General features: G+C 64.3%; 7 protein-coding genes and 2 tRNA genes. All 9 read right to left on the bottom strand.

Features of this window, described 5'->3' with window-relative positions:
- Positions 1–42: 42 nt before the first annotated feature.
- The 9 genes from G6N68_RS27795 to dnaA all read right to left on the bottom strand — a co-directional run bounded on the left by G6N68_RS27795 (position 43) and on the right by dnaA (position 12,484).
- Positions 43–115: transfer RNA gene (locus G6N68_RS27795), tRNA-Ala, on the bottom strand.
- Positions 116–263: 148 nt separating this feature from the next.
- Positions 264–337, bottom strand: a tRNA-Ile gene (locus tag G6N68_RS27790).
- A gap of 88 nt (positions 338–425) precedes the next feature.
- On the bottom strand, positions 426–1,343 hold the full coding sequence (locus G6N68_RS27785; protein WP_163719368.1) for a DUF3566 domain-containing protein: 918 nt from the start codon (positions 1,341–1,343) through the stop codon (positions 426–428).
- Positions 1,344–1,429: 86 nt separating this feature from the next.
- Positions 1,430–5,197 carry an intein-containing DNA gyrase subunit A gene (gene gyrA, locus G6N68_RS27780; RefSeq protein ID WP_163719367.1) on the bottom strand — a complete coding sequence of 1,256 codons (3,768 nt, stop codon included), beginning with the start codon at positions 5,195–5,197 and terminating at the stop codon, positions 1,430–1,432.
- 43 nt (positions 5,198–5,240) lie between these two features.
- Positions 5,241–7,274 carry a DNA topoisomerase (ATP-hydrolyzing) subunit B gene (gene gyrB, locus G6N68_RS27775; RefSeq protein WP_163719366.1) on the bottom strand — a complete coding sequence of 678 codons (2,034 nt, stop codon included), beginning with the start codon at positions 7,272–7,274 and terminating at the stop codon, positions 5,241–5,243.
- A 256-nt stretch (positions 7,275–7,530) separates the two neighbouring features.
- Positions 7,531–8,097: a DUF721 family protein gene (locus tag G6N68_RS27770; RefSeq protein ID WP_163719365.1), complete on the bottom strand. Its 567-nt coding sequence runs from the start codon at positions 8,095–8,097 to the stop codon at positions 7,531–7,533.
- Complete coding sequence (gene recF / locus G6N68_RS27765) at positions 8,094–9,272, bottom strand: DNA replication/repair protein RecF (protein WP_163719364.1); 1,179 nt, start codon at positions 9,270–9,272, stop codon at positions 8,094–8,096. Before recF ends, G6N68_RS27770 begins: the two co-directional genes overlap by 4 nt.
- Positions 9,273–10,472, bottom strand: coding sequence for a DNA polymerase III subunit beta (gene dnaN, locus G6N68_RS27760; protein ID WP_163719363.1), 1,200 nt, complete (start codon positions 10,470–10,472; stop codon positions 9,273–9,275). It abuts the gene before it with no gap.
- A 533-nt stretch (positions 10,473–11,005) separates the two neighbouring features.
- Positions 11,006–12,484, bottom strand: a complete 1,479-nt coding sequence (gene dnaA / locus G6N68_RS27755) for a chromosomal replication initiator protein DnaA (protein ID WP_163719362.1) — start codon at positions 12,482–12,484, stop codon at positions 11,006–11,008.

Here is a 12,484-nt window from a genome sequence, read left to right as displayed (position 1 = left end):
TTCGGGCCGTCAAGCATCAACCGACGTCATACAGAAATTTTGTGGAGCCTAGGGGAATCGAACCCCTGACACCCGCCTTGCAAAGGCGGTGCTCTACCAACTGAGCTAAGGCCCCTCGTAGCCAGGTTCGTGATCGGCAGCGGGATCTGCCGCCATGTGCCAGACTTCGACATCGCGCCGCGAGCGGACTACCGCCGCTACGGCAGCCGCCATCAACAGCGGCAATGCCACCTTCACCCAACGTCTGGACGGGCACATGATCGTGGGCCTGGGAGGACTCGAACCTCCGACCTCTTCGTTATCAGCGAAGCGCTCTAACCGCCTGAGCTACAGGCCCGCACTCGCGTACGGCCGAGCGACGAGATTACCGCAATCGACGCCGTACTCCCAAAACGGGTGTATGTGCGCAGTTCACGGACAGCGCGTCAGTCCCGGTCGGCCAGGGTGACTTCGATGCCGCCGATCAAATCCGTCGTCAGGTTGTAGACGAACGCGGCGATCGTGGCCATCGCCGTCATCAGGACGATGTTGACCAACCCAATCAGGACCGCGCCGCCGAATATGGTGCCGCTGGATACGAGTTCGCCGCTGCTCCCGCTGGTGTTGTTCAGCAGGTCGCCGACATTGCTGTTCAGCTTGGCCCACACGCCCATGCCGCCCAGCACGAGGTAAAGGAATGCCACCGCGATCATCCAGACGAAGAACAGCGCCACAGACAGGAGCAGCGACACCTTCAGCGTGCTCCACGGATCGATCCGCCGGATCTGCATGCTGGCCCGAACCGGGCCGCGGGCGGCTCGCCGTGGCGACACCTGAACCCGGCTCTCCCGGCTCTCGCCGCGGGCCTCGGCCGCTGCGGCGCGGGCTGCCCCGGGACGCGCCCCTGGCGCTTTCTCCGCCGCGCGTTCCGGCGCGGACTTGCGGGCCGGCCCGGGGACCGGGCCGGATAGATCGGGCAGTTCGCTGGCATAAGCCTCGGCCGGTGGGTTCTCACTGCGCGGCGACGGCGCATCGGGCTCCGGCGGCGAGCTCGTGCCCTTACCCGATGTTCCGGACGTCGGCGTTGCCGAACCGGTGATAAAGCGATTCAGGCGGGCATCTGCGGCCGTGGATGCGGCCGTGGATGCGGATGATGGCCGCACGTCAGTGGGTGGATCCGCTGACGCTCGTTGCGTCGTCGAGGACGCCCGGGTCGCGCCCCGCTGCCACGGCGGCGAGTCTCCGGAATCCGGCAACCGGCCGGGTCCGGTCGTCGCCCGGTGTGAACCAGCGCGATCGGCCACCGCATCCCCATTCGGGTTGTCGCCCTGATTGGGGGCGCCCTGCTCGTTCGGTGAGGTCACCCCAACTCCTAACGTGTCCTATTCAGGCGCCGAGTCTAGTTCCCGGGGCTTACCTGGAGTTGATCCACCGTCCGAATCGTTGCCGGTTAGGTACCCGACCCCTCGTCGTCGACGCCCTCCTCGGCGTTTTCTTCGGCGTTGCGCGCGATAGCCAACAGGGAGTCGCCCTCACCGAGGTTCATCAGGCGCACACCCTTGGTCTGCCGGCCGGCCTTGCGGACCTGCCGCGCGGTAGTACGGATGACGCCGCCGCCTGAGGTGATCGCGTAGAGCTCGCTCTCGTCGTCGACGATCAACGCGCCAACCAACCGGCCGCGCCTGCGGTCGTACATGATGGTGAGCACGCCCTTGCCGCCGCGGCCCTGCACCGGGTACTCCTCGATCGCGGTGCGCTTCGCGTAGCCACCGGAGGTAGCGACCAGCAGGTAAGTGCCTTCGCGAACCACGTTCAGCGACAGCAGCCTGTCATCGGCGTTAAACCTCATACCCTGCACGCCCGAGGTCGCGCGGCCCATCGGTCGCAGCGCCTCGTCGGTGGCCGAGAAGCGGATCGACTGGCCGTTGGCCGACACCAGCAACAGGTCGTCCTCCGCGGAGCACAACACCGCACCCACGAGCTCGTCCTCGTCGCGCAGGTTGATGGCGACGATGCCGCCGGACCGGTTGGAGTCGAAGTCGGTCAACTTCGACTTCTTCACCAGACCGTTCTTGGTGGCCAGCACCAGATAGGGAGCGTCCTCGTAACTCCGGATCTGGATTACCTGGGCGATGCGCTCCTCTGGCTGGAACGCCAAGAGGTTGGCGACGTGCTGGCCGCGCGCCGTACGAGAGGCCTCCGGCAGCTCGTAGGCCTTGGCCCGATAGACCCGACCCTGGGTGGTGAAGAACAGGATCCAGTCGTGGGTTGAGCAGACGAAGAAGTGCCGGACAATGTCGTCCTGCTTCAGCCCGGCGCCCTGAACGCCCTTTCCGCCCCGCTTCTGGCTGCGGTACAGATCGGTCTTGGTGCGCTTGGCGTATCCGGTTTCGGTGATGGTGACGACGACATCCTCGCGAGCGATCAGGTCCTCGTCGCTGACGTCGCCGTCGGCGGCGATGATCCGGGTGCGTCGGTCGTCCCCGTGCTTCTCGACGATCTCGGCGAGCTCGTCGTGCACGATGGCCCGCTGCCGTTCCGGCTTGGCCAGGATGTCCTCGAGGTCGGCGATCTCGGCCTCGATCTTGGCCAGGTCGTCGACGATGCGCTGACGTTCCAACGCCGCCAGGCGCCGCAGTTGCATGTCCAGGATCGCCTGGGCCTGGATCTCGTCGATGTCGAGCAGTTCGATCAAACCGGCCCGGGCGATGTCGACGGTTTGTGACGCCCGAATCAACGCGATCACTTCGTCCAGCGCGTCGAGCGCCTTGACCAAGCCACGCAGAATGTGGGCCCGCTCGTTGGCCTTTCGCAGCCGGTAGGTGGTCCGGCGGACGATCACGTCGAGTTGGTGCTCGACGTAGTAGCGGATCATCTGGTCCAGGCGCAGTGTGCGCGGCACGCCGTCGACGATCGACAGCATGTTGGCGCCGAAGCTGGTCTGCAACTGGGTGTGCTTGTACAGGTTGTTCAGCACAACCTTGGCGACGGCATCGCGCTTGATTTCGATGACGATGCGCAGACCGACCCGGTCGCTGGATTGGTCTTCGATGTTGGAAATGCCGCTCAGTCTGCCGTCGCGGACCTGCTCCGCGATCGAGGTGATGAAGTTGTCGTGGTTGACCTGGTACGGCAGCTCGGTGATGACCAGCGACGTACGGCCGCGTGAATCCTCTTCCACCTCAACGACTCCGCGCATCCGGATGGACCCGCGGCCAGTCTTGTAGGCATCCGCGATGCCCTGCGAGCCGACGATCAATCCGGACGTGGGGAAGTCGGGGCCCTTGACCCGTTCCATGACGGCGGCGAGCGTCGCCTCTTCGTCGGCGTCGTAATTGTCCAGGCACCAGAACACCGCTTCGGCGAGCTCGCGCAGGTTGTGCGGCGGGATGTTTGTGGCCATGCCGACTGCGATGCCACCGGACCCGTTCGCTAACAGGTTGGGGAATCTGCTGGGGAGTACCGTCGGCTCTTGTACCCGGCCGTCGTAGTTCGGTATGAAATCGACTGTCTCCTCGTCGATTTCACGCAGCATCTCCATGGCCAGCGGGGTGAGCCGGGCCTCGGTGTTGTGACTGACGAAACCGTTGGTGAGGAAGGCGTGGTCTTCGGTGTCGACCCGCAGGCTGTACACGGGTTGGACGCCGGCATCCGTGACAGAGGCGACTCGCGCGTAGTAGAAGCGGCCGTCGGTGAGGTCCGCGGCGATGGCCCGCACGTCGGGATCGGCGATGCGCGCGAGGATTTCGTCACCGCCGGTGCGCCAGCGCTGAATGTTGTCGATGTTGTGGCGGTTGAGCCAGTCCTTGTCGACCCACCGGCTACCGCAGTGCCGCCGGATGAACCTCGCCAGACCGGGAACGTGATCGGTGTCGCGTCCCTTGCAGGGCGGCATGGACGCCAGGATGCCGAGCAGCTTTTCCTGCTTGGCGCCGCCGAAACCGATTTGGCTCGCGAACAATTCGGCCTGGGCACCGTTGGTGATGACGACCTTGTATTCACCGACCGCGTGCAGGTATCGGCGGGACACGACGCCGAATTCCAGCAGCATCTGCTGAACGTCTTTGGCCAGTTGCTTGCTGCGGGTCGAGTAGGAAACCTGAATCGTGTTGCGCGGCAGCGCGGAGCACGACCCGTCACCCTCGAAGAGCGCTTGCAGGAACGCGCGCTTGACGGCAGCGGGGGAGTGCCACAGCCACTCCGGTGCGAGCTTGTCGGCAGACCGCTGTCCGCGCAGATCTCCGAGCCGCGTCTTGTTGAGTTCGGTGAGGTTTTGGACATCAAGCTCGTACAAAATCGAGCCAGAAGCGATGGCGCGTGAGCTCACGTAACGCTGGCCGCCGACCACCGCGTCGTACGCGGCGACGACCATGTTGAAGTAGGTTTCGTCGAGGTTGTTGAACCCCGCGCGTGTCTCGGAGACAAACCCTTCACTGATGAACGCGCCCAGCAGCAGCGCTTCCATCGTGTTGTGCCATTCCGCCGGCCCGAACTCCGTTGGAGGAGTGCGCTGTAGGACGACATAGTCGTCGGGTCGAATTTCTTCGATCAGCTTCCACAGCAACGTGGGGACACCCGCGACATCTACCAGGCACAGCAACGGGTGGTTGGCGGTACCGGTGACTTCATAGCCTTCGGCGGTGCGCACCGTGTACGCCTGGTGCTCACCCGAATGGAATAAACGGTCAACCGCAACGGGGTTGCCATGCCGATCCAGGACCTTCAGATCGACCTCGTTGTCCGTGTTGGGCCGGGCACCGGGAACGACATCGGCGATGCGCACTGATTGTCCAAATGGCAAGCGCACCAACGCATCCTGAGAAACGCAATATCTCATGGCGGCTGGTGGGTCATTGCCCGGCGAACCGAAGTTGCCTTGACCGTCGACTAGCGGGTAGCGCAACGACCACGGCTGCGCCATGCGCACCAAGGTGTCGTAGATCGACGCGTCGCCGTGCGGGTGGTAGTTACCCATCGTCTCGGCAACCGAGCGCGCGGACTTGGCGTGGCTGCGATCCGGGCGAAAACCGGAGTCGTACATGGCATACAGCACACGCCGGTGCACCGGCTTGAGGCCGTCGCGAACTTCCGGCAGGGCGCGGCCGACGATCACGCTCATCGCGTAATCGATGTAGCTGCGCTGCATCTCCTGTTGAATGTCAACCGGTTCGATGCGGTCAACCGAGTCGTCACCCGGCGGCAGCGTCGTGTCTGTCATCTATCCCTCGTCGTTTGTTGGTTAGCGAATCGACCGCGGACAATTACACGTCTAGGAAGCGAACATCCTTGGCATTGCGGGTGATAAAGCTGCGGCGCGCTTCCACGTCCTCACCCATCAGGATGGAGAACAACTCGTCGGCGGCCGCGGCGTCGTCGAGCGTCACCTGGCGCAACACCCGCACCGCGGGATCCATGGTGGTTTCCCACAGCTCCTTGGCATCCATTTCGCCAAGACCCTTGTAGCGCTGGATACCGTCTTCCTTGTTGATCTTCTTGCCGGCTTTGAGCCCCGCCTCGAGCAGGCCGTCGCGCTCACGGTCGGAGTAGGCGAACTCCGGATCGCTGCGCTGCCACTTGAGCTTGTACAGCGGCGGTTGCGCCAAGAACACGTGGCCGTTCTCGATCAGCGGCCGCATGAACCGGAACAACAAGGTCAACAGCAAGGTCGAAATGTGTTGGCCGTCAACGTCGGCGTCGGCCATCAGCACGATCTTGTGGTAGCGCAACTTGGAGATGTCGAACTCGTCGTGAATGCCGGTGCCCAGCGCGGTGATGATCGCCTGGACTTCGGTGTTCTTCAGGACGCGGTCGATGCGGGCCTTCTCGACGTTGATGATCTTGCCGCGCAACGGAAGGATCGCCTGGAACATGGAGTCACGGCCGCTCTTGGCCGAGCCGCCGGCGGAGTCACCCTCCACCACATAGAGTTCCGATTTCCGCGGGTCGGTAGAGCGGCAATCGGCCAACTTGCCGGGCAAGCCACCCAGGTCGGTTGCGCTCTTGCGGCGCACCAATTCGCGCGCCTTGCGCGCGGCGATCCGCGCCTGCGCCGAGGACACCGCTTTGTTGACAACGGTTTTCGCCTCGGACGGGTTCGCCTCGAACCAGTGCGTCAGCTGTTCGTTGCAGACCTTCTGCACGAACGACTTCACCTCGGTGTTGCCGAGCTTGGTCTTGGTCTGGCCTTCGAACTGCGGCTCGGCGACCTTGACCGAGATGACCGCGGCCAGCCCCTCCCGGATGTCATCGCCGGTGAGGTTCGGGTCCTTCTCCTTCAGCAGCTTCTTGTCCTTGGCGTACTTGTTCACCACGGATGTCAGCGCGCTACGGAAGCCTTCTTCGTGGGTCCCACCCTCGTGCGTATTGATGGTGTTGGCGAAGGTGTGCACGGATTCGGAATAGCCACCGTTCCACTGCATGGCGATCTCGACCTCGTGGCCGGGACCCTTGCCATCGAAGTCGATGATGCTCTGCTGGATCGGGTTCTTCGTGCGGTTGATGTGCTTGACGAAGTCGACCAGCCCGCCCGGGTAGTGGAAGACGCGGTGCTTGACCTTGTGCGGCGCCTTGGATTCGGCCTCTTTCTCCTCGGCGGATTTGGGCGCGTCGGCGGTGTCGCTGACGATCTCGTCGACAACCTCGGCCTGCTGCACGCGCTCGTCGGTGAGGGTGATGGTCAGACCCTTGTTCAGGAACGCCATTTCCTGCAGGCGGCGCGCCACCGTCTCGAAGTCGTATTCGGTGGTTTCGAAGATCTCCGGGTCCGCCCAGAACCTGATCGTGGTCCCCGTCTTCTTGGTCGCCTCGCCCTGCTTCAACGTGCCTGGCGCGGCGCGCTCGTAGTACTGCGACCACTCGTACCCGTCACGCCTGATGTCCACCTCCAGCCGCGTGGACAGCGCGTTGACGACGGACACACCGACGCCATGCAGGCCGCCGCTGACGTTGTAGCCGCTGTTCTCCCCGCCGAATTTGCCGCCGGCGTGGAGTTGGGTCATGACGACGTCGACGGTCGGGGCACCGGTGGCGTGCATCGCCACGGGAATGCCACGCCCGTTGTCGATGACCTCCACGCCGCCGTCCTCGAGCAGCCGAACATCAACCTGGGTGGCGTAACCGGCCATCGCCTCGTCTACGGAGTTGTCGACGACCTCCCAGATGAGATGGTGCAGACCGCGCTCACCGGTTGACCCGATATACATGCCTGGACGTTTGCGGACGGCCTCGAGGCCTTCCAGAACGGTGATCTGTTCTGCGCCGTATCCGGACGGGTTTTTCTTCTTCTGGGCAGCCACGGTCCGAGTGCTCTCCTTGGGGTTGCATGCGAGCGGTCCAGTCACCGCAGCGGTCGCACTAGACCACTCTACCGTTCCCGGCCGACAGGACCGACTCTGCGGCGGCGTTTCTACCTATCTGATTGCGCCGTGCGCTCGATTTCTTCATTCCGGGCGCGTCCCGACGGTTGACATGAGGTTCCCTCTCGTCCTAGCGGCTCTGAGACGTTCAGTGCGAAGGCCCTGCCGTGCGCCCACCGCGGGGTCCTCCCCGCTGCTAGCCGTAGGTGTCCCGCGGCCCTCTGCCGCCGACATGTCGCGGCCCTTTCCGCCACGATGGCTTCGCCGGCCCGGTGATCTTGAGCGACGTCACCACACCGTTGCCGACGGCGGCGGCAATCTTGGCCAGCAGCTGGCTCTGAATGATGCGCAACTGGGTGGCCCACGCCGTCGATTCGGCCGTCACGCTGAGCACCCCGTCTTTCAACGCGGTCGGGGTGGCGTGATCGGCGATCTGGTGCCCCACCACAGAGGTCCACTGCCCGAATACCGTGCCCTCCGCCACGTGCGCGGACCAGCCGCGCTTCTTGGCCAGATCACGAGCCAACTTGCCCAGCGGTTGCGGGTCCCGGACGTCAGGACCCGGCCCCGACCAACTTCGCCGCTGCCCGGCGACACGGCGGGGCACCGGCGGCCCCGCATATCCTCGGCCGGCGTCATGCCCCCGGGCGCGAGCCGCCGACCGCGCTTCCTCGAGCGTCCGCCGGACCAGATCGATGCCGGCGAGGCGGTTCACATCGAGGCTCTCGCCGTCGCCCGCAACTTGGTCGTTTTCGTCCGTCACGACGTCACCACCGAAAACCGTCCGCTGTCACCGTCTCGCAGATCGATAGGGACCAGGCGGGCATCCCATCCCTGCGGAATGTCATCCAGCACCGCGGCCGTCACCAGCACCTGCTCGGCCGATTCGGCTACCGACGCCAAGGCCTCGCGCCGCGCGGAATCCAACTCGGCGAAAACATCGTCGAGCAACAACACCGGTTCACTCCCTTCCGCACGCAACAGTTCATAGGCCGCCAGCCGCAATGCCACCGCGAATGACCACGATTCACCATGGCTGGCAAAGCCTTTGGCGGGTTGATCGCCGAGTCGTAATTCCAAGTCGTCTCGGTGCGGGCCAACCAGACACACGCCGCGCTCCAACTCGGCGTCCCGCCGAGCGGCTAGTGCCGCCAGCAGAGCCGCTTCCAGCAATTCGCGATCGGCCCCCGCGCCGGGACCGCCGGGACCGGCCGGGGAACCGCCCGTCACCGCGTCCGTACTGGCGCGGTAACCGATTGCCGCCGAACGTGATTCCGGTGCCAACAGCTGGTAGGCCTTCTCGACTTCGGGTGCCAACTCGTTGACCAGATTGATTCGTGCGGCCATCAATTCGGCGCCGAACTCGGCGAGCCGGCTGTCCCATACGTCCAACGTGTCAAAGGCGCTGTTGTCGCCGCGATACCGCGCGCCGGACAAGGACTTCAGCAGCGCGGTGCGCTGGCGCACCACCTTGTCGTAATCGGCGCGCAGCGCAGCAACCGCCGGGCGGCGCACCGTGGCCAGGTCGTCAAGGTAGCGGCGGCGATCCGCCGGATCGCCGCGCACCAGCGTCAAGTCTTCGGGGGCAAACAACACGGCGCGAAGTACACCGACCACCTCGCGCGTGCTGCGCACCGGTGAGCGGTTCAACCGAGCCTTGTTAGCCCGCCCGGCGGCAATCTCCAGATCGATCGCGCATTCCCTGCCCTCGTTGACGACGATGGTCGAAATCACCGCACGATCGGCGCCCGCCCGGACAAGCGGGGCGTCTGTCCCGACCCGATGTGAGCCGAGGGTGCTCGAATACCAAATCGCCTCAATGAGATTCGTTTTGCCGAAGCCGTTGCGACCAACGAACACCGTCCGGCCCGGGTGCAATTCGAGGTCGGCGTTGGCCCAGGACCGGAAATCACGCAGTCCCAACTGCCGGATATACACCTATCCGGGCAACCGAACCGGCATCAGCAAGTACACGTAGTCCGTCGGCACCGCCTGGAACGGCCCGGGTCCGCTCGCCACCTCGTCGTCAGCCGTCGCCGGCCGCAGCAGCGCCGGCTTGCCCGGGGTGGTGAAGCCGAACGACACCTTCTCCGAGTGCAACGACTGCAATCCGTCGGTCAGGTAATTCGGGTTGAAGGCGATGGTCAGCGGGTCGCCGGCGAAATCCACCGCGAGGTCTTCTTCCGCACGTCCGCCGTCGTCAGAACCAGCCGAAAGCCGCAACGAGCCCTCGCTGAACTCCATCCGGACTTGAGCGCCCCGGTCGGCGACCAGCGCAACCAGCTTGATCGCCTCGGTCAACTCCGCCACGTCGATGGTGGCGACCGCGGTGTGTTGCGCCGGCAGCAGCTGGCGGAACTTGGGGAACTCCGCATCGAGTAGCCGGGTTGTGCTGCGTTTGCCGTTGCCGGTGATACCGAGCAGCCCCTCTTTGCCGACGGCGCCGCCGGCACCTAACGACAACCGAACCTCCGAACCGTCGGTGCCCGTCTTCGCGGCCTCGGCCAACGTTTTGGCCGGCACCAGCACCGCCGCCTCGACGTCGGGCGACAACGCCGTCCAGGTCAGCTCTCGGACTGCCAGCCGGAACCTGTCGGTCGCCGCCAAAACCACCGTCTCGCCGGAGATCTCGACGCGGATGCCGGTGAGCATGGGCAGCGTGTCGTCACGGCCGGCCGCGATCGCCACCTGGCTGATCGCCTCGGCGAACAACTCCGACGGCAGAGTGCCGGTATCTTCCGGCAGGGTCGGCAGCGTCGGGTAGTCCTCGACCGCCATCGTCGGCAACGAGAATCTGGCATTGCCGCACGTCAGGGCGACACGGTTGCCGTCGACGTAAAAGTCGACCGGCTTGTTGGGCAACGCCCGGGTGATGTCGGACAACAACCGCCCGGACACCAAAACACTTCCCGGAGAAGCGATTTCGGCGGCAATCTGCACCTCGGCCGAAACCTCGTAGTCGAACCCGGAGATGGTCAAACCGTCGTCAGAACCGGTCAACAACACTCCGGAGAGCACGGGCACCGTCGGCCGGGTGGGCAGATTCTTGGCCACCCATGACACCGCTTCGGCGAACGACTCGCGTACCACACGGAATTTCAAATCGGTGAGGCCAGCTCGTGTCGTAGCCGCGTCCATTGCGTCCCTTCACCTCACGATGGGTACCAATCCAGGGGCTAGCTTCCCCACGCTAGCTCGGGACTCCCGGTGCAGAGCGCCGATGACACCTTGCGTCGCGACGCCGACACTGCAGTCGAAGAACAACCGTAAAGCTTCTAGCCCGAACTTGAAAGCTACCCGTTAGGGGTGACACGCAGGTCAACTGGTCCCGAGAAGGGCGCCTGTTGAGCAGGTGTCCCCAGCGCTGTTCTTCAACGAAGGAATAACGGAGAGATCTCAATATCAGTATTAAGGGGTGTGAATCCTGGGGACACGTTGGTCTTGTCGCTGCTAGGCGGCGGGCGGGGCTGTGGATAGCGGCGTGGAAAGCTGTGTGGTTCAGCTGCCCGCGCTGGGGAACACCGGGCGCTGTGGACGAGGGGCCGGATTCTTCACCCGAGTATTGAGTGGTTTTCCACAGGATGCCCACAGCCCGAGGCTGTGACTGATGTGACTAGCGATGGAGAAGTTTTTTGAAAAAATTACCGTCAAAGCGCGCGGATGTGGGGGATTCAGCGCTTGGCGCGTTGCCGGATGCGGGTCGTGAGCTCTTTGACGTGATCGAAGACCTCACGGCGCTCGGCCATTTCGGACAGGATCTTGCGTTGCGCGTACATCACGGTGGTGTGGTCGCGGCCGAACGCCTGGCCGATCTTGGGCAGCGACAGATCGGTGAGTTCTCGACAGAGGTACATCGCGATCTGTCGCGACTGCGCCAACGCACGTGTCTTGCCCGGCCCGCGTAACTCCTCGACCGTGGTGTCGAAGTACTCGGCGGTCGCGGCCATGATGGCCGCCGCGCTGATCTGCATCGTGCTGGCGTCGGCGATCAGATCACGCAACACGATCTCGGCCAGAGCCTTGTCGATCGGGGTCTTGTTCAGCGAGGCGAACGCAGTGACCCGGATGAGAGCTCCCTCGAGCTCACGGATGTTGCGCTCGATGCTGCTGGCGATGAGTTCCAGCACGTCGTCGGGAACGGCGAGCCGCTCCATTTGTGCTTTCTTACGCAGGATCGCGATGCGGGTTTCCAGCTCTGGCGGCTGGACGTCGGTGATCAACCCCCATTCGAACCGGGTCCGAAGCCGGTCTTCGAGCGTCGCCAGCTGTTTGGGGGGCCGGTCGGAGGAGATGACAATCTGCTTGTTCGCGTTGTGCAGCGTGTTGAAGGTGTGGAAGAACTCCTCTTGGATGCCTTCCTTGCCTTCGATGAATTGGATGTCATCGACGAGCAGCACGTCGACGTCGCGATAACTGCGCTTGAACGCAACCTTGCGGTCGTCACGAAGCGAGTTGATGAAGTCGTTGGTGAACTCTTCGGTGGAAACGTATTTGACCCGCATGCCGGGGAAGAGGCGCTGGGCGTAGTTGCCGGCCGCGTGCAGCAGGTGGGTCTTGCCGAGGCCGGACTCGCCCCAGATAAACAGCGGGTTGTAAGCACGGGCCGGTGCTTCGGCGATCGCGAGCGTAGCGGCGTGGGCGAACCGGTTGGAGGCACCGATCACGAAGGTATCGAACGTGTAGCGGCGGTTCAGGCTGGTGCCGCTGGCGGTACTGGTGTCCGTGCTGCGGGGACGTTCGGTGAAGTACGAGGGCCAGTCCTGCTGAGTGCCGCCCAGGGACTCGCCGCGCTCAGTCGGGTCGTTGTTGGCATCGGCGTCCGGCTCGGGTGCGGCCGATTTCTCGTCGTCGGTCTGCGGCGGCGGCGCGATACGCACGCCGAGTTGGATCTGCTGTCCCAGCCGGCGGCTGAGTGCATCGGTGATCGGTGTCCGCAGGTGGCGTTCGATCTCGTTTTGAACGAAGCTGCTCGGCACCGACAGCAGAGCAAAGCCCTCGACGATGGTGAGCGGTTGTACGAGGTTCAACCACGCTCTTTGCTGAGGAGTCAGTGGAGCGGTGAGCGTGGTCCCGTTGGTGGAATCACCGTTGAGCTCGGAGACGACCGCGTTCCACACCGTGGCGAATCCGGAACCAGGGTCATCGGTCAA

Origin of the sequence: Mycobacterium bourgelatii (genome assembly GCF_010723575.1) — a bacterium.
Taxonomy (GTDB): domain Bacteria; phylum Actinomycetota; class Actinomycetes; order Mycobacteriales; family Mycobacteriaceae; genus Mycobacterium; species Mycobacterium bourgelatii.
The sequence above is the reverse complement of the archived record's forward strand: the minus strand, read 5'-3'. Positions and strand labels throughout refer to the sequence as shown.

What these genes read in the sequence shown, in the direction of transcription:
- gyrA (WP_163719367.1), bottom strand. Translation starts at nt 5,197, where the DNA reads ATGACAGACACGACGCTGCCGCCGGGTGACGACTCGGTTGACCGCATC.
- dnaN (WP_163719363.1), bottom strand. Translation starts at nt 10,472, where the DNA reads ATGGACGCGGCTACGACACGAGCTGGCCTCACCGATTTGAAATTCCGT.